The 24,703-nt window shown below is 75.7% G+C and carries 3 protein-coding genes; all 3 read right to left on the reverse strand.

From position 1 onward, the window contains the following. Window positions 1–26: 26 nt before the first annotated feature. Complete coding sequence (locus tag ACLQ22_RS22280) at window positions 27–22,634, reverse strand: type I polyketide synthase (protein WP_425694018.1); 22,608 nt, start codon at window positions 22,632–22,634, stop codon at window positions 27–29. Between the two features lie 325 nt (window positions 22,635–22,959). Continuing rightward, window positions 22,960–23,820: a metallophosphoesterase family protein gene (locus tag ACLQ22_RS22285; RefSeq protein WP_425694019.1), complete on the reverse strand. Its 861-nt coding sequence runs from the start codon at window positions 23,818–23,820 to the stop codon at window positions 22,960–22,962. A 217-nt stretch (window positions 23,821–24,037) separates the two neighbouring features. Beyond that, window positions 24,038–24,703: phosphopantetheine-binding protein (locus ACLQ22_RS22290; protein WP_425694020.1), on the reverse strand; the 666-nt coding region annotated here is incomplete at its 5' end.

A 24,703-nucleotide genomic window follows, 5' to 3' on the forward strand; every position in this document is an offset into this window, starting at 1 on the left:
CATGAGCTCCGTACTGGGGACAACGGTCAGGAATCGGTTCCGTCAAGCGCCAGCCTGACGAGGGCGTCGGTGTCGAGGTCGTCGAGGTCCAGGGCCTCGTCGGTGGACTCGTCACCGTCGCCGCCGTCGGCGTCGGCGAGGTTGAGCAGCAGGTCCAGCAGCCCGGCCTCCCGCAGGCGGGTCAGCGGGATCGCCGCGAGCGCCTGCCGGACGGCCACCTCCGCCGGGTCGCCGTCGTCCGCCTGTGCCCCCTCGGGCAGCAGGCCGTCGAGCAGGTTCTCGGCGAGCACGGCCGGGTTCGGGTAGTCGAAGACGAGGGTCGCCGGCAGCGACAGGCCGGTGGCCCCGGTCAGCCGGTTGCGCAGCTCGACCGCCGTCAGCGAGTCGAACCCGAGCTCCTTGAAGGCGCGCTGCGGCTTGACCCGGTCCGTGCCCGAGTGCCCGAGCACGGCGGAGGCGTGGGTACGGACGAGGTCGACCAGGTGCCGGACCCGCTCGGGCCGGGGCAGCGTGAGCAGGTGCTCCCGCAGGGCGTCGACGGCCCCGCCGGGCTGCTGCTCCCCGGGCTGGGCGTGCAGCGCCTCGCGGGCCTCGGCGATGTCGTCGAGCAGCGGCCGGGGGCGGGCCGAGGCGTACGCCGGGGCGAAGACCGCCCAGTCGACGTCCACCACGGTCAGCGCCGCCCGGGGCAGGCCCACGGCGTACCGCATGGCGTGCACGGCGTCGGCCGGCGCCATCGCGGTCAGGCCGCGCCGGGCCAGCAGCTGCTGGGCCTCGCCGGTGGCCATGCCGCCGTCGGCCCACGGCCCCCAGGCCACGGACGTCGCCGGCAGGCCCCGCCCGCGACGCTGCTCCGCCAGCGCGTCCAGGAAGGCGTTGCCGGCGGCGTACGCGGACTGCCCGCCGCTGCCCCACACCCCGGCGATGGAGGCGAACAGCACGAAGGCGTCCAGCGGCCGGTCGCCGAGCAGCGCGTCCAGGTGCAGCGCGCCGGCGACCTTGCCGTCGAGCACGCCGGCGAACGCGGCCAGGTCGGTGTCGGCGATCAGGCCGGGCTCGCCGGCGCCCGCCGCGTGGACCACGGCCGTCAACGGCGCGGGGTCCTCGTCCAGCCGGCCCAGCAGTGCCGCCACCTGGTCGCGGTCGGCCACGTCGCAGGCGACGACCGACGCCCGTACGCCCTGTGCGGTCAGCTCCTCGCGCAGCTCCACCGCGCCCGGGGCGCGCTCGCCGCGGCGGCTGGTCAGCACGACGTGCGCCGCGCCGTTGGCCGCCGCCCAGCGGGCGACGTGGGCGCCCAGGGCGCCGGTGCCGCCGGTGACCAGCACCGTGCCGGAGGGCCGCCACCGCTCCGCCGTGTCGGGGGCGGCGGGTGCCGACCGGACCAGGCGACGGACGAACACCCCCGAGGGGCGTACGGCCAGCTGGTCCTCGTCGCCGGAACCGGTCACCACCCGCGCCAGCCGGTCCCACGCCGTCGCGTCGACCTGGTCGGGCAGGTCCACCAGTCCGCCCCACAGCTGGGGGTGTTCCAGGCCCGCCACGAGCCCCAGGCCCCAGAGCCCGCTCTGGGCGACGCCGTGCACCGGGTCCCCGTCGCCGGTGCTGACCGCGCCCTGGGTCAGGCACCACAGCCGGGTCGTCGTCCCGGTGTCGTGCAGGGCCTGGAGCAGCAGCAGCGCGGCGGCCGTCCCGACCGGTACGGCCGGGTGGGCGGGGTGCGGCTGGTCGCGGAGGCCGAGCAGGGACAGCACGCCGGTGACGGGCCCGTCGGCCAGCGCGTCGGCCAGCCGGCGGGCGAGTTCCGCCCGGTCGGTGCCGACCGGGTCGACGGTCAGCCGGACCACGTCGGCGCCGACCTCGGCGAGGGCCTTGGTGACCGCCTCCGCGCGGGTGCCGTCCGTCAGGTCGTCCTCCGCCGTCACGAGCAGCCACACGCCGGGCCGCGCCGGCTCGGCGGTGATGTCGGTCCGCTTCCACCCGACCCGGTACGACCACGCGTCCACGACCGCCCGCCGCGTACGCGCCCGGTGCCAGGTCGACAGGACCGGCAGGGCCGGGGTGAGGGCGTCCAGGGCGGCGCCGTCGTCGCCGAACTGCGCGGCGAGGGCGCTCAGGTCGCCCTGCTCGACGGCGGCCCAGAAGTCGGCGTCGCCGCTGTCGGTCACCCTCGTACGCGGCCTGCTCGCCGGCTCAGGCCAGTAGCGCTGGTGCTGGAAGGTGTACGTCGGCAGGTCGACCCGCCGCGGCCCGCTGTCGGTGAACCACTCCTGCCAGGTCACCGGCACGCCGTGCACGTGCAGTTCCGCCAGCGCGCCGAGCAGCGCCTGGGCCTGCGAGCGGTCCCGACGCTGGACGGCGACCGACAGGACGTCGTCGTCCGGCAGGATGTCCGCCGCCATCGCGGTCAGCACGCTCTGCGGGCCGATCTCCAGGAAGGTGTCCACCCCGGCGGCCCGCAGGGCGGTCACCCCGTCGGCGTAGCGGACGGCCTCCCGGACGTGGCGCACCCAGTAGTCGGCCGTGCGGATCTCGTCGGCGTCGGCCAGTGCACCGGTCACGTTCGACACCACCGGCAGCGCCGGCGCGGCGAACGTCAACCCGTCCAGGACCGCCCGGAACTCGGCGAGCATCGGCTCCATCAGTGGGCTGTGGAACGCGTGGCTCACGGCGAGCCGGCGGGTACGCGCGCCCCGGTCCCGCCAGTCGCGCTCGATCTCGTCGAGGGCCTCCACCGCGCCGGAAACGACGATCGACGTCGGCCCGTTCACCGCCGCGACACCGACCCGGTCGGCCAGGCCGGCGATCGACTCCGTCACCGCCTCCTCGGCGGCGGCCACGGCCAGCATCCCGCCGCCGGCCGGCAGCGCCTGCATCAACCGGCCCCGCGCGGCCACGAGGGCGCACGCGTCGGCCAGGGACAGCACCCCGGCCACGTACGCCGCCGTCACCTCGCCGATCGAGTGGCCGGCGACCATGTCGGGCACGATGCCGAACGACTCCACCAGCCGGAACAGCGCCACCTCGACGGCGAAGAGCCCGGCCTGCGTGAACACCGTCTGGTCCAGCAGTTCCGCCTCTTCCGTACCCGCCTCGGCGAACAGCACCTCCCGCAGCGCACCAGGCAGCAACGGGTCGAGGTGTCCGCACACCTCGTCCAGGGCGGCCGCGAACACCGGGAACGCCTCGGACAGCTCCCGGCCCATGCCGGCGCGCTGCGCGCCCTGGCCCGAGAACACCAGCGCCAGCTGGCCCCGGGGCCCACCCGGCCCCGCGAAGACCCCGCCGGACGGCTCGCCCGCCGCCAACGCCGCCAGGCCCGCCAGCAGCTCGTCGCGGCCCGTCCCGGCCACCACCGCACGATGTTCCAGCACCGACCGGGACACCACGCTCGACCACGCCACGTCCAGCGGACGTACGCCGCCGTCGGCCGCCAGCCAGCTCGCCCAGCGGCCCGCCTGCGCAGCCAGCGACGCGCCGTCGCGGGCCGACAGCAGCACCGGCACCAGCGGCGGTACGTTCCCGGCGACGATCTCGCCCTCGACCAGTTCGGCCGGCGGCTGCTCGATGATCACGTGCGCGTTCGTGCCGGAGATCCCGAACGACGACACCGCCGCCCGACGCGGCCGATCCACGGCCGGCCACGGCGTCGCCTCGGTGGTGAGAGCGACCGCCCCGGCCGACCAGTCCACGTGCGGCGACGGCTCGTCCACGTGCAGCGTCGACGGGACGACGCCGTGCCGCATCGCCAGCACCATCTTGATCACACCGGCCACACCGGCGGCGGCCTGGGTGTGCCCGATGTTCGACTTCACCGACCCCAACAGCAACGGCCGATCCTGCGGACGCTCCTGCCCGTACGTGGCCAGCAGAGCCTGCGCCTCGATCGGGTCACCCAGCGTCGTGCCCGTCCCGTGCGCCTCCACCGCGTCCACGTCGGCCGGGGTCAGGCGGGCGTTCGCCAGCGCCTGGCGGATGACCCGCTGCTGCGACGGGCCGTTCGGCGCGGTCAGGCCGTTCGACGCGCCGTCCTGGTTGACGGCCGTGCCCCGGACGACCGCGTAGATGCGCCGGCCCTCGCGCTGAGCGTCCGACAGGCGCTGCACGAGGAGCACGCCGACGCCCTCGGACCAGCCCGTGCCGTCCGCCGACGCGGCGAACGACCTGCACCGACCGTCGGACGACAGCCCCCGCTGACGGGAGAACTCGATGAACGTCCCCGGCGTCGCCATCACCGTCACACCACCGGCCAACGCCAGATCGCACTCACCCGACCGCAACGCCTGCACGGCCAGGTGCAGCGCCACGAGGCTCGACGAGCACGCCGTGTCGACGCTGACCGCCGGCCCCTCCAGGCCGAACGTGTACGCCACCCGACCCGATAGCACGCTGCCCGAGTTGCCGGTGCCGACGTAGCCCTCGACCTCGCCGGCCAGCTCCATGAGCCGCGTCGCGTAGTCGTGGTACATCACGCCGGCGAAGACGCCGGTCCGGCTGCCCCGCAACCGCGACGGGTCCAGCCCGGCGGACTCGAACGTCTCCCACGACGCCTCCAGCAGCAACCGCTGCTGCGGGTCCATGGCGAGGGCCTCGCGGGGCGAGATGCCGAAGAACGCGGGATCGAACGCGCCGGCGTCGTACAGGAAACCGCCGTGCCGGGTGTACGACGTCCCGGGGTGGTCCGGATCGGGGTGGAAGAGCGTGTCGAGGTCCCAGCCCCGGTCGGCCGGGAACTCGCCGACGCCCTCCCCGCCGGTGCTGACCAGCTTCCACAGCTGGTCGGGAGACTGGACGCCGCCGGGGTAGCGGCACGCCATGCCCACGATCGCGATCGGCTCGTCGGCGTCGCCGGCGGCCGGCTCGTCGGAGACGACGGCGGCGAGCCGTTCGCCGACCAGTTCCGCGTACACGTGGGCGGTCAGGGCCTGCGGGGTCGGGTAGTCGAACACCAGGGTGGAGGCCAGCCGCAGGCCGGTCGCGCCGTTGACCCGGTTGCGCAGCTCGACGGCGGTCAGCGAGTCGAAGCCCAGCTCCCGGAACGCCCGGTCGGCCGGCACCGCCTCGGCGCTGCCGTGCCCGAGCACCTGCGCGACGAGGCCCCGCACCAGCTGGTCCACCTGGGTGAGGCCGTTCTCCTCGCTGAGCCTGGCGAGCCGGTCGGCCCAGCCGTCTCCGCCCTTGCCCGCCTGGCGGCGGGTGTTCGCCGTGCCGATGAGGACCCGCAGCATGGGCGGCACCGTCCCGCCGGAGGCCGCCGAGCGCAGCGCGGGCACGTCGATCACGGCCGGCACCAGGGCCGCCCGGTCGGCGCCCAGGGCGGCGTCGAACAACTCCAGACCGGTCCGGGCGTTCATGCCCCGGAGGCCGGCGCGCGCCGAGCGGGCCCGCTCGACTCCACCGATCGACGCGGCCATACCAGCGGTGTCCCACATTCCCCACGCCAGACTGACCGCGGGCAGACCCGACCGCCGCCGCCACACCGCCAGCCCGTCCAGGAACGCGTTGGCCGCCGCGTACGCCGACTGACCCGGCGAGCCCAGCACCCCCGCCACCGAGGAGAACACCACGAACAGGTCCAGATCCACCGCGAGGGACGCCGTCGCCTCGTGCAGGAACCAACCCGCCGACACCTTCGGCGCCAACACCCCCGCCAGACGCTCGGCGGTCAACCCCTCCACGACACCGTCGTCCAGGACACCGGCCGTGTGCACCACACCCGCCAGGCGGCCCTCGGCACCGATCTCCGCCACCAGGCCGAACACCTGGTCCCGGTCCGTCACGTCACAGGCGACGATTCGCACGTCGGCGCCCAGCGCGGTCAACCGCCCGGTCAGCTCGCCGGCACCCTCGGCCTCCGGGCCGCGCCGCGACACGAGCACGAGCGAGCGCACGCCGTGCACCGACACCAGGTGCTCCGCGACCAGCGCCCCGAGCGCGCCCGTACCACCGGTCACCAGCACCACGCCGTCACCCACGGCCGGCGCCTGCGCCGACGCCGGCACCACCGCGCGCACCAGACGCGGCACGAAGACCCCGCCGCCACGGACGGCCACCTGGCCGCCGGTCGGGTCCGCGGCGTAGCGGGTCAGGGTGCCCAGCACGCTCGGGTTCACGCCACGGTCCACGTCGGCCAGGACGATGCGGCCCGGGTGCTCGGACTGCGCGGAGCGCAGCAGACCCCACACCGCCGCCGCGGCCGGATCCGTCACCTGGTCCTCGTCGCCGACGGACACGGCACGTCGGGTGACCACCACCAGCTTCGAGTCCGCCAGGACGTCGGCGGCCAGCCACGCCTGCACGAGGCCCAGCACGTCCGACGTCATGGCCCGGGCCCGCTGCGCCGCATCGACGTCGCCGGCGTCCGGCCCGGTCGGCGTGAACAGCAGCCGGCGCGGCGGCGTGGTGCCGGTGTCGATCGCGGCCAGCAGCTGCCTGATCGTCTCGGCGGAGGGACCGCCGGGAACGCCGGGCAGGGCCGGACCGCCCAGCACCGCCCAACCCGACACGTCGTCGACCGGTTCGGTCTCCTCCGCCTGCCAGACCACCTCGAACATCGACCGGGACGCCACGCCCGGGGTGGCCGTGCCAGCCAGTTCGCGCAGGACGAGGGAGTCCACCGACACCACCGGCGCACCCACCTCGTCGCACGCCACCAGGCGAACCCCGGAACCGCTGCGGGACAACCGGACCCGCAGCACCCTGGCACCCGAGGCGTGCACCTGCACACCCTCGAACGCGAACGGAACCCGTGGCCCGCCCGGCTCCTCGCCCAGCAGCAGAGCGACCGGGTGCAGGGCCGCGTCCAGCAGCGCCGGGTGCACCCCGAAGCGGTCGATGCCCGCCACCGCGTCGTCCGGCAGGACCACCTCGGCGTACACCTCGCCGTCGCCCACCCAGGCACGTCGCAGGCCCTGGAACACCGGCCCGTACGCCAGGCCGCGCGCGACGAGCGCCGGGTACCAGCCCGCCAGGTCGACCTCGGTCGCGCCGGCCGGCGGCCAGGTGCCCGTCCTCGGCTCGTCCGCCGTCGCCGGCTCCAGCACACCCTCGGCGTGCTGGAGCCAGCCCGCCTCGGGGTCGTCGTCGGGGCGCGAGTAGACGGCGACGGGACGCTGCGACGGGTCGCCCGCCGACACCCGGACCTGGATCCGCACGGCGCCCGCGTCGGGGAGCACCAGCGGCGTCAGCACCGCCAGGTCACGCAGCCGGGACAGGCCCGCCTCGTCGCCCGCGCGCACGGCCAGCTCCACCAGCGCCGTACCAGGGACCAGCGGCACGCCGGAGATCACGTGGTCGGCCAGCCAGGGGTGGGTGGCCAGCGACAGCCGGCCGGTCAGCACCACCTCGTCGTCGCCGGCGAGGTCCACCGCCGCGCCGAGCAGGCCGTGGCCCGCCACACCGAGGCCGGCGCCGCTGACGTCACCGGCCCGCAGCCGCCCCAGCGCCGGCCAGAACCGCTGCCGCTGGAACGGGTACGTCGGCAGGTCCACCGGGCGGGTCGCGGTGCCGGTCAGGAGGTCGGTCCAGGTGACCGGCACGCCGTGCACGTGCAGCTCCGCCAGCGCGTTCATCAGCGACACAGGTTCCGGGCGGCCCGGGCGCAGGCTCGCCACGACGGCCGCCGGGAGCGTGTCGCCGTCGTCGGGCAGGCAGCCGCGCACCATGCCGGCGAGCACCGCGTCGGGGCCCAGCTCGAGGAAGACCCGGACGTTGCGCGTACGCAGGCTGGCGACCCCGTCGGCGAACCGGACGGTCTCGCGGACGTGCCGGACCCAGTAGTCGGGGGTGCCGATCTCGTCGGGGTCGGCGATCTCCCCCGTCAGGTTCGACACGATCGGCAGGGTCGGCCAGCGGAACGTCAGGGTGTCGAGCACCTGCCGGAACTCGCGCAGCATCGGCTCCATCAGCGGGCTGTGGAAGGCGTGGCTGACGTTCAGCCGGCGGGTGCGTACGCCCCGGTCCTGCCAGGTCCGCTCCACCTCGTCGAGGGCTCCGACCTCGCCGGAGACCACCACGGCGGTCGGGGCGTTCACCGCCGCGACGCCGAGCCGGTCGGTGAGCCCGGCCAACGACTCCACGACGGCCTGCTCGTCGGTGCCGACCGCGAGCATCCCGCCGCCCTGCGGCAGGGCCTGCATGAGCCGGCCACGGGCCCCGACGAGCGCGCAGGCGTCGGCGAGACTGAACAGCCCGGCGACGTGGGCGGCGGCCACCTCGCCGATCGAGTGCCCGGCCACCAGGTCCGCCCGGACGCCGAACGACTCGACCAGCCGGAACAGGGCCACCTCGACGGCGAACAGCCCGGCCTGGGTGAAGACGGTCTGGTCCAGCAGCTCCGCCTCCGGCGTGCCCGCCTCGGCGAACAGCACCTCGCGCAGCGGACGGGGCAGGTGCTGGTCCAGGTGCCCGCACACCTCGTCGAGGGCGGCGGCGAAGACCGGATGGGCGGCGTACAGCTCGCGTCCCATGCCGGGACGCTGGGCGCCCTGGCCGGAGAAGAGGATCGCGGTGCGTCCGCCGCGGGCCACGCCGTGGACGACGGCGGCCGAGGGCTGCCCCTCAGCGACCGCGTCGAGGGCGGTGAGCAGGTCGTCGCGCTCCCGGGCCAGCAGCACCACGCGGTGTTCGAAGGCCGTGCGGCGGGTGGCGAGCGCGTGGGCGACGTCGGCGAGCGTCAGGTCCGGTTCGTCGTCCAGCAGGCCCCGCAGCCGGCGGGCCTGCTCGCGCAGGGCGGCGTCGTCGCGGGCCGAGAGAACGCAGGCGACGAGGTCGACGGGGGACGCCGCGGGCGGCCCGGCGGGCGGCGGGACGAACTCCGGCGCCTGTTCGATGATCGTGTGCGCGTTGGTGCCGCTGATGCCGAACGACGACACCGCGGCCCGGCGCGGCCGGTCGACGGCCGGCCACGACCGGGCGCCGGTGAGCAGGGCCACCGAGCCGGCGGTCCAGTCGATGTGCGGCGACGGCTCGTCCGCGTGCAGGGTCGGCGGCAGCACACCGTGCCGCATCGCCAACACCATCTTGATCACCCCGGCGACGCCCGCCGCCGCCTGGGCGTGACCGATGTTCGACTTGATCGAACCGAGCCACAGCGGCCGGTCCTGCGGCCGGTCCTGCCCGTACGTGGCCAGGAGGGCCTGTGCCTCGATCGGGTCGCCCAGCGCGGTGCCCGTGCCGTGCGCCTCGACGGCGTCGACGTCGCCCGGGGTCAGCCGGGCGTTCGCCAGCGCCTGCCGGATGACCCGCTGCTGCGCGGGACCGTTCGGCGCGGTCAGGCCGCTGCTGGCCCCGTCCTGGTTCACCGCGCTGCCCCGCACGACGGCGAGGACGCGGTGGCCGTTGCGCTGCGCGTCGGAGAGGCGCTCCAGCAGGAGCATGCCGACGCCCTCGGCGAAGCCGGTGCCGTCGGCGCCCGCGCCGAAGGCCTTGCACCGACCGTCGGGCGACAGGCCGCGCTGCCGGGAGAACTCGGTCAGCATGCCGGGGGTGGACATCACGCTCACCCCGCCGGCGAGCGCGAGCCGGCACTCGTCCTGTCGCAGCGCCTGGGTGGCCAGGTGCAGCGCGACCAGCGACGACGAGCAGGCGGTGTCGACGGTGACCGCCGGACCTTCGAGGCCGAACAGGTACGAGATGCGTCCCGAGGCGACGCTTCCCGCGCTGCCGTTGCCGACGTAGCCGTCCACCTCGTCGGTGGTTCCGGCGGCCTGGGAGGCGTAGTCGTGGTAGATGAGCCCGACGTAGACGCCGGTGCTGCTGCCCCGCGCCGAGTGCGGGTCGATCCCCGCCCGTTCGAAGGCCTCCCAGGACGTCTCCAGCAGCAACCGCTGCTGCGGGTCCATGGCCAGCGCCTCCCGGGGCGAGATCCCGAAGAAGGCGGCGTCGAACTGGGCGGCGTCGTGCAGGAAGCCGCCCTGGCGGGGTACGGACGTGTCGTCCTCGCCGCTGGCCCGCAGGTCGTCCAGGTCCCAGCCCCGGTCGGTGGGGAACGGCGAGATGACGTCGGCGCCGTCGGTGACCACCTGCCAGAGCTGCTCGGGGGTCTGCACGTCTCCGGGGAAGCGGCAAGCCATGCCGATGATGGCGATCGGCTCGTCGAGCGCGGCGGCCGTGCCGACCACGGCCGGCCGGGCGGCGTCCGATCCGCCGCCCAGTTCCCGGTCGAGGAAGTCGGCGAGCACCGCGGGGGCCGGGTGGTCGAACGCCACGGTCGCGGGCAGCCGCAGCCCGGTCGCGGCGGAGAGCCGGTTGCGCAGTTCGACCGAGGTGAGCGAGTCGAAGCCCAACTCCTTGAAGGCGCGGTGGGGGTCGACGTTCTCCGCGGAGCGGTGCCCGAGCACGCTGGCGACGTTCGCGGCCACCAGGTCGAGCAGGTGGTTGCGCCGCTCGGCCGGGCTGAGCATCGCCAGGCGGTCCCGCACCGACGCGGTGTCGGCCGGGCCCCGACCCACCGCGCGGCGGGCCGGAGCGGAGGCGCGGACCAGGTCACGCAGCAGGCTGGGCACGGTGCCGCCGGCCGGGCGCGCCGTCGCCGGCGGCAGGTTCATGAGTACGAGGTGGGCGCCGCCGCGCTGTCGTGCCGCCTCGAAGAGCGCGACGCCCTGCTGGTCGGTCAGCGGGGCGCTGGTGGCGCGGATCGCCTTGCGGTGGTCGTTGCCGTGCAGGTGCGCGGTCATGGCGCTGCTGGTGGCCCACAGTCCCCAGGCGAGGCTGGTGGCGGGCAGCCCCTGCTGCCGGCGGTGCTGCGCGAGGGCGTCGAGGAACGCGTTGGCCGCCGCGTAGTTGCCCTGCCCCGGCGAACCGAGGGTGGCCGCCACCGAGGAGAACAGCACGAACGCCGACAGGTCCAGGTGCGCGGTCGCCTCGTGCAACGCCCACCCGGCGTCCACCTTCGGCGCCATCACCGTACGCAGGGCGGACTCGTCCAGCGAGCCGATGGTCGCGTCGGCGATCGCCCCGGCGGTGTGCACGACCGCCGTCAGCGGGTGCGCCGGGTCCACCAGTTCCAGCAGCCGGGTCACCTGCCGGGGGTCGGTCACGTCGGCGGTGCCGACGGTGACCCGGGCACCGGCCTGGGTGAGCTCATCGACCAGGTCCTGGTACTGCTCGGGGCCACGGCGCGAGGCCAGCAGCAGGTGCCGCGTCTGACCGGTGGCGACCAGGTGCCGGGCGAACACCCGGGCGAGGGCGCCTCCCGCGCCGGTGAGCAGCACGGTGCCGTCGGGGTCGGCGGGCGCGGGCACCCGCAGGACGACCTTGCCGATGTGGCGGGCCTGGCTGATGTGCCGCAGCGCCTGCCGGGCCTGACGCACGTCCCACGCCCGTACGGGCAGCGGGCGCAGCGCGCCCTGCGCGAACAGGGCGAGGATCTCGGTGAGCATCTCGCCGATCCGCGGGTGTCCGGCCTCGTTGAGGTCGAACGCGCGGTAGGTGACGCCCGGGTGGTCGGCGGCGACCGTCTCCGGGTCGCGGACGTCGGCCTTGCCCATCTCCACGAACCGGCCACCGCGCGGCAGCAGCCGCAGCGACGCGTCGACGAACTCGCCGGCCAACGCGTCGAGCACCACGTCGACCCCCGCGCCGCCGGTGGCCACGCCGAAGGTCTGCTCGAACTCCGTGGTCCGCGACGACGCGATCCGCTCCCCGGCCACCCCGAGGCCACGCAGCACACCCCACTTGCCGGGGCTGGCGGTGGCGTACACCGTCGCGCCCCAGTGCCGGGCGAGCTGAATGGCGGCCATCCCGACGCCACCGGCGCCGTTGTGGATCAGCACCGACTCACCGGCCCGCAGCCCGGCCAGGTCACGCAGCGCGTAGTACGCGGTCAGGAACACCACCGGCACCGACGCGGCCTGCGCGAAGGACCAGCCGTCGGGGATCTTCGCGACGAGGTCGCGGGCGGCGACCACCTCGGGGGCGAAGGCCGGCTCGAACATGCCGAGCACCCGGTCACCGGGCGCCAGGTCGGTCACGCCGGGGCCGACCTCGACCACGACACCCGCACCCTCGCTGCCCATCACGGCCGCCGGATCCGGGTACATGCCCAGGCCGATCAGCACGTCGCGGAAGTTCACGCCGGCCGCGCGCACCGCGATGCGCACCTGGCCGGCGTCCAGGGCGACGGGCGTGGCGGGCACCATGCCGATCCCGTCGAGGGTGCCGGGGCTCACCGCCCCGACCTGCCACAGCCCGGCCGGCGCGACGAGTTCCTCGGCGGCCGGACCGGCGGGCCGGCCCAGGCGCGGGGTGCGCACCTCGTCGCCGCGTACGGCCACCTGGCCGCCGGTGGCCGACGGGTCCTCGGCCACCGCGGCCAGCACCGCGAGGACCGCCGGGGTGAGCGCGCCCTCGACGTCGGCGAGGACGATCCGTCCCGGGTGCTCCGACTGCGCCGAGCGCAGCAGGCCCCAGACCGTCGCGCCGGTCAGGTCCCGCAGCGCGTCGGCCGGTACGGCGAGCACCGCGCCGCGGGTCACCACCACCAGCTTCGTGTCGGCCAGGGCCTCGGCGTCCAGCCAGGACCGCAGCACGTCCAGCACCTGGGCGGTGACCGTGCCCACCAGGTCGGGCAGCCCGGCATCCGGCGTGTCCGCCCGGACCGGAAGCACCAGCGCGCGGGGCGCCTCGACCACTCCGCCGGAGATCGCCGTGACGAGGTCGTCGACAGTCGGGAACACCGGCGTGGACAGGTCCGCCGGCACCTCGGTGTCGCCGAGCAGCATCCAGCCGGTGACGTCGCGCGCCGGCGTGACCCGCTCGGGCTGCCACGTCACCTCGAACAGCGCCCGCTCGGTGGGGTCCTGGCCGGCGGAGGCGGTCATCTCCCGCAACGCGAGCGCGTCCACCGACACCACGGGCGCGCCCGACTCGTCGCCGGCCACCAGCCGCACCCGGGAACCCGTCCGGGTCAACCGCACCCGCAGCACCCGGGCCCCGGAGGCGTGCACCTGCACGCCCTCGAAGGCGAAGGGCACCCGCGGCCCACCGGAGCGGTCCGCCAGCAGCAGCCCCACGGGGTGCAGCGCGGCGTCCAGCAGCGCCGGATGCACGGCGAACCGGTCGGTGTCGGCGATCGCCTCGTCCGGCAACGCCACCTCGGCGTACGCGTGGTCGCCGGCGGCCCACAGCCGGCGTAGCCCCTGGAACGACGGACCGTAGGTCAGGCCCCGCTCCGCCAGCGCCGGATACCAGCCGGCGAGGTCCACCTCGGGCACCCCGACGGGCGGCCAGGCGCCCACCTCCGGCTCGTCGGCGGCAGGCTCCAGCACACCGTCGGCGTGCCGCGTCCACTCGGCCTCCGCGTCGCCGTCGGGCTGCGAGTGGACCGCCACCGACCGGACGCCGGAGCTGTCGGCCGCGCCGACGCGTACCTGCACGCGGACGGCACCGGAGGCGGGCAGCACCAGCGGCGCCGCCACCGTCAACTCGCGTACCCGCGAGGCACCCATCTCGTCGCCGGCGCGCACCACCAACTCCACCAGCGCGGTGCCCGGCGCCAGCACCGCACCGCCGACCACGTGGTCGGCCAGCCACGGGTGCGTCGACACCGACAGCCGGCCGGTCAGCACCACCTCGTCGTCACCGGCGAGGCGTACCGCCGCGCCGAGCAGCGGATGTCCCGCCGCCCCCAGGCCCGCGCCCGACACGTCGCCGCCGGCGGAGTGGTCCACCGCCGGCCAGAACCGCTCCCGCTGGAAGGCGTACGTCGGCAGGTCGACGCCGGCGGCGCCGGAGCCGGCGAACACCGCCGCCCAGTCGACGGGCACCCCGGCGACGTGCAGGTCACCGAGACCGGTCAGCATCTGGTGCGGCCCGTTCTCGTCGCGGCGCAGCGAACCGACCACGACGCCCGCGTCGACGGCGCCGGTGGCCTTCTCCAGCGCGTCCTGGACCACCACCTTCAGCACGGGGTGCGGGCTGACCTCGACGAAGACCCGGAAGCCCTGGTCGATCAGCTGGTCCAGCACCGGCGCGAGCCGGACCGGTTCCCGCAGGTTGCGGTACCAGTAGCCCGCGTCGAGCTCGGCGGTGTCGATCGGCTCGCCGGTGACCGTCGAGTGGAACGCCACCCCGGTCGAGCGGGAGTCGACCGTGCCGAGCGCGGCCACCAGGTCGTCGCGTACGGCGTCGACGTGGCCGCAGTGTGAGGCGTAGTCGACGGCGATCGCGCGGGCCCGGATGTCCCGCTCGGCGCAGTGCGCGAGCAGTTCGGCGACCGACGCCGCGTCACCGGAGACCACGGTCGCGGCGGCGCCGTTGAGGGCGGCCACGGAGAGGGTGCCCCGCCACTGCGCGATCAACTGCTCGGTGTCGGCGGCCGGCAGCGGGACGGAGACCATGCCGCCCCGACCCGAGATGGCCAGCAGTCCACGGCTGCGCGCCACGACGAGCCGCACCGCGTCGGCGAGGGTCAGCGCGCCGGCCGCGCAGGCCGCGGCGATCTCACCCTGCGAGTGCCCGACGACGGCGGCCGGTTCGACGCCGCACGAGCGCCAGAGCTGCGCGAGGGACACCATGACGGAGAAGAGCGCGGGCTGGACCACGTCCACCCGGTCCAGGGGCGGCGCGCCGGGCGCCTCCCGGAGCACGTCCTCGAGGGACCAGTCGACCAGCCGGGACAGTTCCTCGGCGCACTCCGCCATCCGCTGCCGGAAGACCGGCGAGGTCTCCAGCAGGTCCAGCGCCATCCCCTGCCACTGGGAGCCCTGGCCGGGGAAGACGAAGACGACCTTCGGCGCGGCGTCCACGCCGGCCGGCGAGCTGTCGGCGGAGGCGAGGGCGGCCAGCCGGGTGACCGCGTCGTCGCGGTCGGCGGCCACGACGACCGCGCGGTACGGGTGGTGGGCCCGCTGGGTGGCCAGGGAGAACCCGAGGTCGAGCGGCTCCGCCGCGGCGTCGCCGGCGAGCAGCTCGCCGAGGCGGGCGGCCTGCGCCCGGAGCGCGCGGGGGCTCCTGCCGGACACCGGCAGGGGCACGGCGGCGGGCCCGACCAGGCCGGGAAGGTCCCCGGCCGGCGGGGGCGCCGCCGGGGTCGCCTCGTCGGGCGCCTGCTCGATGATGGTGTGCGCGTTGGTGCCGCTGATGCCGAACGACGACACGGCGGCCCGGCGCGGCCGCTCCACCGCCGGCCACGGCCGGGCCTCGGTGAGCAGGGCGACCGCCCCGGCGCTCCAGTCGACGTGGGGCGAGGGCTCGTCCACGTGCAGGGTGGGCGGCAGCACGCCGTGCCGCATCGCCAGCACCATCTTGATCACGCCGGCCACCCCGGCCGCGGCCTGGGAGTGGCCGATGTTCGACTTGATCGAGCCGAGCCAGAGCGGCTCGGCGGCGGCGCGGTCCTGCCCGTAGGTGGCCAGCACCGCCTGCGCCTCGATCGGGTCGCCGAGGACGGTGCCGGTGCCGTGCGCCTCGACGGCGTCCACGTCGGCCGGCGTCAGCCGCGCGTTCTCCAGCGCCTGCCGGATCACCCGCTGCTGCGACGGGCCGTTCGGGGCGGTCAGCCCGTTGGACGCGCCGTCCTGGTTGACGGCGGAGCCGCGCAGCACGGCCAGCACCCGGTGCCCGTTGCGCCGGGCGTCGGACAGGCGCTCCACCAGCAGCATTCCGACGCCCTCGGACCAGCCGGTGCCGTCGGCGCCGGCGGCGAACGCCTTGCACCGCCCGTCCGGGGCCAGGCCGCCCTGCCGGGAGAACTCGGAGAACATGCCGGGCTGCGCCATCAGCGCCACCCCGCCGGCCAGGGCCATGTCGCACTCGCCGCCGCGCAGCGCCTGGGCGGCGAGGTGCAGCGCCACCAGGGACGAGGAGCAGGCGGTGTCGACGGTGACCGCCGGGCCTTCGAGGCCGAACGTGTAGGCGACCCGCCCGGAGGCGACGCTGCCCGCCGTTCCGGTCAGCAGGTGCCCCTCGAGGCCGTCGAGGTCGTCGCGTCCGCTGGTGGCGTAGCCGGAGGAGGCCGCGCCGATGAAGACACCGGTGGCGGTGCCGCCGAGCGCGGTGGGGTCGATGCGGGCGTACTCGAAGCTCTCCCAGGCGGTCTCCAGCAGCAGCCGCTGCTGCGGGTCCATGGCGAGGGCCTCGCGGGGGCTGATGTTGAAGAAGCCGGCGTCGAAGTCGGCCGCGTCGTAGAGGAAGCCGCCCTGGTCGGTGACGGTGCCGCCGGCCTGGTCGCCGTCCGTGCCGTACAGCCGGTCGAGGTCCCAGCCGCGGTCGGTGGGGAACCCGCCGATCGCGTCGGACCCGGAGGTGACGAGCTGCCACAGCTGCTCGGGGGTGGCGACGCCGCCGGGGTAGCGGCAGGCCATGCCGATGATGGCGATCGGTTCGTCGGCGTCGGCCGTCACGACGGTACGGACCGTGGTGCCGGCGCCGGTGGACGGGCCGAGCTGCGCGAACAGGTGCTCGGCCAGCCGGGCCGGGGTGGGGTGGTCGAAGGCCAGCGTGGCGGAGAGCCGCAGCCCGGTCGCGGCGCCCAGCCGGTTGCGCAGCTCCACCGAGGTCAGCGAGTCGAACCCCAGGTCCTTGAAGGCCCGGGCGGCGGGGACCGCCTGCGCCGAGGCGTGACCCAGCACCGTGGCGGCCTGTCCGCAGACGAGGTCCACCAGCGCCTGCCGGGCGTCCGCCTCGGAGAGGCCGCCGAGGCGGTCCCGCCACGACGTCCCGGCGGTCGGCTGGTCGGTGGCGGTGCGGCGTCGGCCGCCGCCGCGCAGCAGGTGCCGCATCAGCGGCGGTACGTGGCTCGCCTCGCCGGTGACCTGGAGCCGGGCCGCGACGACGACCGGTTGGACCGCCGGCAGGGCGGCGTCGAAGAGTTCGGCGCCCTCGGCCGGGGAGAGCCGGCTCATCCCGACCCGCCGCAGCCGCTGCTGGTCGTCGCCGTCGAGGTGTGCGGTCATCGTGCTGTCGGTGGCCCACATGCCCCAGGCGACGCTGGTGGCGGGCAGCCCCTGCTGCCGGCGGTGCTGCGCGAGGGCGTCGAGGAACGCGTTGGCGGCGGCGTAGTTGCCCTGCCCCGGGGAGCCGAGGGTGGCCGCCACCGAGGAGAACAGCACGAACGCCGACAGGTCCAGGTGCCGGGTCGCCTCGTGCAGCGCCCAGCCGGCGTCCACCTTCGGCGCCATCACCGTACGCAGGGCGGACTCGTCCAGCGAGCCGATGGTCGCGTCGGCGATCACCCCGGCGGTGTGGACGACGGCGGTCAACGGGTGCGCCGGGTCGATCCCGGCGACCAGCTCGGTGACCTGCGCGGGGTCGCCGACGTCGACCGTCACGGCGGTGACGGTGGCGCCCGCGTCGGTCAGTTCCCGGACCAGGGTGGCGTAGTCGTCGGCACCGTCGCGGCCGGGTGCGCGGCGGGAGGCCAGCAGCAGGTGCCGCGCCTGGCCGGTGGCGACGAGGTGCCGCGCGAGCACGCCGGCCAGGGTCCCGGCCGCGCCGGTGAGGAGCACGGTGCCCTCGGGGTCCACGGGCGCGGGGACGCGCAGCACCACCTTGCCGACGTGGCGGGCCTGGCTGACGTGCCGCAGCGCCTGCCGGGCCTGACGCACGTCCCACGCCCGTACGGGCAGCGGCCGCAGCGCGCCCTGCGCGAACAGGGCGAGGACCTCGGCGAGCATCTCGCCGATCCGGGTGCTGCCCGCCTCGTTCAGGTCGAACGCGCGGTAGGCCACGCCCGGGTGTTCGGCGGTGACCGCCTCCGGGTCGCGCAGGTCGGCCTTGCCCATCTCCACGAACCGGCCGCCGCGCGGCAGCAGCCGCAGCGACGCGTCGACGAACTCGCCGGCCAGCGCGTCGAGCACCACGTCCACCCCGGCGCCGCCGGTGGCCGCGCCGAAGACCTGCTCGAACTCGGTGGTCCGCGACGACGCGATGCGCTCCTCGGCCACCCCCAGGCCCCGCAGCACGCCCCACTTGCCGGGGCTCGCCGTCGCGTGGACGGTGGCGCCGAGGTGGTGGGCGAGCTGGATGGCGGCCATGCCGACGCCGCCCGCGCCGTTGTGGATGAGCACCGACTCACCGGCCCGCAGCCCGGCCAGGTCACGCAGCGCGTAGTACGCGGTCAGGAAGACCAGGGGGACGGACGCCGCCTGGGTGAAGGACCAGCCGGCGGGCATCCTGGCGATGCGCTCCCGGTGGGCGACCGCCTGCGGGCTGAACCCGAGCTCGAACATGCCCATCACCCGGTCGCCGGGCGCCAGGTCGGTCACGCCGGGGCCGACCTCGACCACCACGCCCGCGCCCTCGCTGCCCATCACCGCCGCGGGATCCGGGTACATCCCCAGGCCGATCAGCACGTCCCGGAAGTTCACCCCGGCCGCGCGCACGGCGATGCGCACCTGCCCCGCCTCCAGCGGCCCGGGCACGGCACGGACCGGCCCGATTCCGTCCAGGGTGCCGGGCGTGACGGGGGCGAGGTGCCACGGCCCGGGCGGCGGGGTCAGCTCGTCGCCCACCGGCCGCACCAGCCTCGGCACGAGGGTCCGCTCGCCCCGCACCGCGAGCTGGCCGCCGGAGACCGACGGGTCGGCCGCCGCGCCGGCCAGCACGGCGAGGGTCGCGGGGGTCAGCCCGCCGTCGACGTCGGCGAGGACGATCCGGCCCGGGTGCTCCGACTGCGCCGAGCGCAGCAGGCCCCAGACCGCGGCGGCAGCCAGGTCGGTGACCCGGTCGTCGTCCCCGGCTGCCACGGCGCCCCGGGTCACCACCACGAGCTTCGTGTCCGCCAGCGGCTCGGCGGCGAGCCAGGACCGCAGCACCTCCAGCACATCGTTGGTGACCGCCCGCACGGCCTCCGGCACGGCGACGCCGGGATCGCCGGCGGGCACCGTCAGCAGCACCCGCCGGGCCGTGGCCCCGCCCGCCGCCAGCGCCGCCACGTCCGCGAAGACCGGCAGCTCCGGCAGCGCGGCCGACGCCGGCCGGCCCAGCGCGGCCCACCCCGCAACGTCGTCGACGCCAGCGATTTCCTCGGCCCGCCAGGCCACCTCGAACAGCGACCGGGCGGCGGCGCCCCGGGTCGCCGTACCGGTCATCTCCCGCAGCACCAGGGAGTCCACCGACACCACCGGCGCGCCCGAGCCGTCGCAGGCGACCAGCCGCACCCCGGAGCCGTCCCGGGTCAGGCGCACCCGCAGCGTCCTCGCCCCCGAGGCGTGCACCTGCACACCCTCGAACGCGAACGGCACGCGCGGCCCGCCCGCCGCCTCCGACGCCAGCAGCAGCGCCACCGGGTGCAGCGCGGCGTCCAGCAGCGCCGGGTGCACCCCGAACGCGCTCGCGTCCCCGGCCGCCCCGTCCGGCAACGCCACCTCGGCGAACGCCGCACCGTCGGCCGTCCAGGCCCGCCGCACGCCCTGGAACACCGGCCCGTACGACAGGCCGTGCTCCGCCAGCTTCGGATACCAGCCGGTCAGGTCCACCTCGGTCGCGCCCACCGGCGGCCACGCGCCGACGCCCGGCTCGTCGGCCGACACCGGTTCGAGCGCACCGTCGGCGTGCCGCACCCACTCGCCGTCGCCGTCGTCCTCGGGCTGGGAGTACACCGACACCGAGCGGACGGCGGAGTCGTCGGCCGCGCCGACGCGCACCTGCACGCGTACCGCGCCGGACTCCGGCAGCACCAGCGGCGCCGCCACGGTCAGCTCCCGTACGCGCGACGCGCCCACCTCGTCGCCGGCGCGCACCGCCAGCTCGACCAGCGCGGTGCCCGGCACCACCACGGCACCGCCGACCACGTGGTCCGCCAGCCACGGGTGCGTCGACGTCGACAGCCGGCCGGTCAGCACCACCTCGTCGTCGCCGGCGAGGCGCACCGCCGCACCGAGCAGCGGGTGCCCCGCCACGCCCAGGCCGGCGCCCGACACGTCGCCCACCCGCCACGGCACCACCTCGGGCCAGAACCGCTCCCGCTGGAAGGCGTACGTGGGCAGGTCCACCCGGCGCGCCCCGGTGTCGGCGAACCACTCCTGCCAGGTCACCGGGACCCCGTGCACGTGCAGCTCGGCCAGCGCCGCCAGGAGCGCCTGCGCCTGCGGCCGGTCCCGGCGCTGGGCGGCGACGGTCAGCACGTCGTCGTCGGGCAGGACGTCCGCCGTCATCGCGGTCAGCACGCTCTGCGGACCGACCTCCAGGAACGTGTCGACCCCGGCGTCGCGCAGGGCCGCGATCCCGTCGGCGTAACGCACCGCCTCGCGCACGTGCCGCACCCAGTAGTCGGCGGTGCGGATCTCCTCGGCGTCGGCGAGCGCCCCGGTCAGGTTCGACACGATCGGCAGCGCGGGCGCGGCGAAGGTCAACCGCTCGACGATGCCGCGGAAGCGCTCCAGCACCGGCTCCATCAGCGGGCTGTGGAACGCGTGGCTGACGGTCAACCGGCGGGTACGCACACCCCGCTCCCGCCAGGTCCGCTCCACCTCGTCGAGCGCGTCGACGGCGCCGGAGACCACGACCGAGGTCGGGCCGTTCACCGCCGCGACGCCGACCCGGTCGGCCAGCCCGGCGAGCGACTCGACCACCGCCGCCTCGTCGGCGGCCACGGCGAGCATGCCGCCGCCCTCCGGCAGCGCCTGCATCAACCGGCCCCGTGCCGCCACCAGCAGGCAGGCGTCCTGGAGGGACAGCACCCCGGCCACGTGCGCGGCGGCGATCTCGCCGATCGAGTGCCCGCCCACGAAGTCCGGCACCACGCCGAACGACTCGATCAGCCGGAACAGCGCCACCTCGACGGCGAACAGCCCGGCCTGGGTGAACGCGGTCTGGTCGAGCAGCTCCGCCTCGGCGGAACCCTCCGGCGCGAACAGCACCTCCCGCAGCGGGCGCGGCAGCACCCGGTCCAGGTGCCCGCACGCCTCGTCGAGGGCGGCGGCGAAGACGGGGAACTCGGCGTACAGCTCCCGACCCATGCCGGCGCGCTGCGCGCCCTGGCCGGAGAAGATCACCGCCAGCGGACCCCGGTCCCCGGCCTGGCCCGTGACCACCGTGCCCGACGGCGCTCCCGCCGCCAGGGACTCCAGGCCCGCCAGCAGGCCCGCGCGGTCCTCGGCGAGCACCACCGCGCGCCGGTCGAGCGTCGACCGGGACACCACCGACGACCACGCCACGTCGAGCGGGCGCGGCTCCCCGTCGTCGCCCAGCCAACGGGCCAGCCGCTCGGCCTGCGCGGACAACGCGGCCGGCTGCGCGGCGGAGAGCAGCACCGGCGCGACGACGGGACGGCGGGACGGGGCGGCCTCGTCGGCAGCCGCGTCGGGGGCCGGGGCCTGCTCCAGGATCAGGTGGGCGTTCGTGCCGCTCATGCCGAAGGACGACACGGCGGCCCGGCGGACGTGGTCGCCGCCCGTCCACGGGCGGGCCTCGTCCAGCAGGGACACGGCGCCGGTCGACCAGTCGACGTGCGGGGACGGCCGGGCCACGTGCAGGGTGGGCGGCAGCACGCCGTGCCGCATCGCCATCACCATCTTGATGACGCCGCCGGCGCCGGCGGCGGCCTGCGGGTGGCCGATGTTCGACTTCAGCGAACCCAGCCACAGCGGCCGTTCGGCGGAGCGTCCCTGACCGTACGTGGCGAGCAGCGCCTGCGCCTCGATCGGGTCACCGAGCCGGGTACCCGTGCCGTGCGCCTCGACCACGTCCACGTCGGACGGGCTGAGCCGGGCGTTCTCCAGCGCCTGCCGGATGACCCGCTGCTGCGAGGGACCGTTGGGAGCGGTCAGGCCGCTGCTGGCGCCGTCCTGGTTAACGGCGCTGCCCCGGATCACCGCCAGGACGGGGTGACCGTTGCGCCGGGCGTCGGAGAGCTTCTCGACGAGCAGCATGGCGACACCCTCGGACCAGCCGGTCCCGTCGGCGTCGGCGGAGAACGCCTTGCACCGGCCGTCGGAGGCGAGCCCCCGCTGGCGGGAGAACTCGACGAAGGCGCCGGGCGTGGCCAGCACGGTCACGCCGCCGGCCACGGCGAGGGAGCACTCGCCGTCGCGCAGGGCCTGACCGGCGAGGTGCAGGGCGACCAGCGACGAGGAGCAGGCGGTGTCGATCGTGACGGCCGGGCCCTCCAGCCCGAAGGAGTACGCCAGCCGGCCGGACATGACGCTCGCGGCGGTGCCGGTGAGGACGTAGCCCTCCGTGCCCTCGGGCAGTTGCCGAAGGACCGACGTGTAGTCCTGCCCCGCGGTGCCGACGAACACCCCGGTACGGCTGCCCCGCACCGACGCGGCGTCGATGCCGGCCCGTTCGAAGACCTCCCAGGTCACCTCGAGCAGGAGCCGCTGCTGCGGGTCCATGGCCAGCGCCTCGCGCGGCGAGATGCCGAACAGGGTCGGGTCGAACAGGCCGGCGTCGCGCAGGAAGCCGCCCCGGTTGCTGTAGGTGGTGCCGGGGTGGTCCGGGTCGGGGTCGTAGAGCCCGTCGAGGTCCCAGCCCCGGTCGTCGGGGAACGTGCCGGTGGCGTCCACGCCGCCCGCGACCAGGTCCCAGAGGTCCTCCGGCGAGGTGACCCCGCCGGGGAAGCGGCAGGCCATGCCGACGATCGCGATCGGCTCGGCGTCCTCGTTCTCCAGCTCGGTCAGGCGACGGCGCGCCAGGCGGAGCTCGGAGGTCACCCACTTCAGGTGTTCGAGGAGCTTGTCTTCGTCCGCCATGACCCACCCGCCCAGAGCTTGCTATCGATCGGAATCTGCCGATTCGTTGACCACACCACCACCGACGGACCGGCTTCGTGCACAGGTGGGTGGAGACATGGCCGCTCGGCTCACGATCCCGACACCTGTTCCCGATTCCGGTTGTCGTGCCTGCTCAGGAGCCCGCCACGCCGGGCCGTCCCGCCGACACATGCCCGCCACCGTGACTGGACGGTACTGAGCGCCCATCACGCGCCCAACCCCTAGAGAACCCCTGATCGACCGGCCCGCTCGGGCCGTCGCGGCGGGCCCCCGAGGCAGCGGTGACCAGCGTCGCGAGGACCACTCAGGCGGGCTGTCCGGCGACCGCCGGCAGGATGCGGCGCAGCCGCCCCGGAGGCGTCGAGCGGCGACGCCACTCCCGTGGGTAGCCCACCGAGACCTCTTCGAACCGGACCCCGTCGTACCAGGTGGTGCGCGGGATGTGCAGGTGGCCGTAGACGGCGACGCGGGCGTCGAACCGGACGTGCCAGTCGGCGGTGGCCTCGGTGCCGCACCACTGCGCGAACTCCGGGTACCGCAGGATCCGGGTGGGTTCGCGGACGAGCGGGAAGTGGTTGACCAGGACGGTGGGCAGCCCACCGCGTTCCGCGGTGAGCCGGCGCTCGGTCAGGGCCAGCCGCGCCCGGCACCAGGCGTCGCGCGTCGGGTACGGGTCCGGATGCAGCAGGATCTCGTCGGTGCAGACCACGCCGACCTCGTGCGCCCGCGCCAGGGCCTGCTCCCGGGTGTACGTCCCGGCCGGCCGGAAGGTGTAGTCGTAGAGCACGAACAGCGGGGCGATCAGGACCGGGTCGTCTCCCTGCGGGTCCCAGACGGGGTACGGGTCCTCCGGAGTCACCACCCCGAGCCCGCGGCACAGCTCCACCAGGTGCTGGTAGCGCGCGTCTCCCCGCAGCTGGATCGGGTCCTCGCGGGGGGTCCAGAGCTCGTGGTTGCCGGGAGCCCAGATCACCTTGGCGAACCGGCGGCTGAGCAGTCCCAGCGCCCACTCGATGTCGGCGACGAACTCGCCGACGTCGCCGGCGACGATGAGCCAGTCGCCGTCGCGCTCCGGCCGCAGCCGTTCCACGATGGCCTTGTTCTCCGCGTGGACCACGTGCAGGTCACTGATGGCGAGCAACTGAGGCAGGCCGGATCCGGCCATGCGGACCTCCCGTCCATCCGGGGTACCGCACGCACCCACATCCGTACCGCTCGGCTGCCGGTGGGCAGGGCGAGACGGCCTGACGGGCTTTGACCCTACGGAGCCGGGCCCGCACAGGCACACCCCTAGACGGGCGCCGCGCACCCCTAGGCGACCGTGGGCCTGGCCGCCGCCGGCCAGCTCACGGCGTACGCGTCGAGAGGCGCCGACCGTCCGTTCAGGACTTGCCGAACTCCCGCTGGATGATGTCGAAGAGCTCCTCCCGGCTCGCCGACTCCAACTCCTCCCCGGCGGCCGGCGCCGGCGTGGCGGCGGGTCGTCCCCGCCACCTGGCCACCAGATCCTCCAGCCGGCCGATGACGGCGTCGTCGACCTGGTCGCCCGGCAGCCCGCCGAGGAGCTTGTCGAGGCGCTCGATCTCCGCCGCGATCGGCAACGCCGGCTGCTCGGGCACCAGCTCGGCCCGCAGGTGACCGGCGAGCGCGGCCGGCGTCGGGTGGTCGAAGACGAGGGTGGCGGGCAGCCCGATGCCCGTCGCGGCGGTCAGCCGGTTGCGCAGCTCGACGGCGGTGAGCGAGTCGAAGCCCAGTTCGAGGAAGCCGCGGGCGGGCCTGATCCCGCTCGGCGTGGCGTGGCCCAGCACCGCCGCGGCGGTGCCGCGGACCAGGTCGAGCAGGATGCGGTCGCGCTCCGGCCCGGAGGCGGCGGCCAGGCGCTCGCGCAGCGCCGACGCCGCGCCGCGGTCCTCGCTCTTCGGCGCCTCCTCGCCCTGCGCGGGCTGTGCTTCGGGGATGTCGGTGAACAGCCGAGACGGACGCAACGCCGTGAACGACGGCACGAACCGATCCCACCGCACATCCGCCACCACCACCTGACCCTCACC

Origin of the sequence: Micromonospora sp. DT178 (assembly GCF_049841695.1) — a bacterium.
In the GTDB taxonomy this organism is placed as follows: Bacteria; Actinomycetota; Actinomycetes; order Mycobacteriales; family Micromonosporaceae; genus Micromonospora.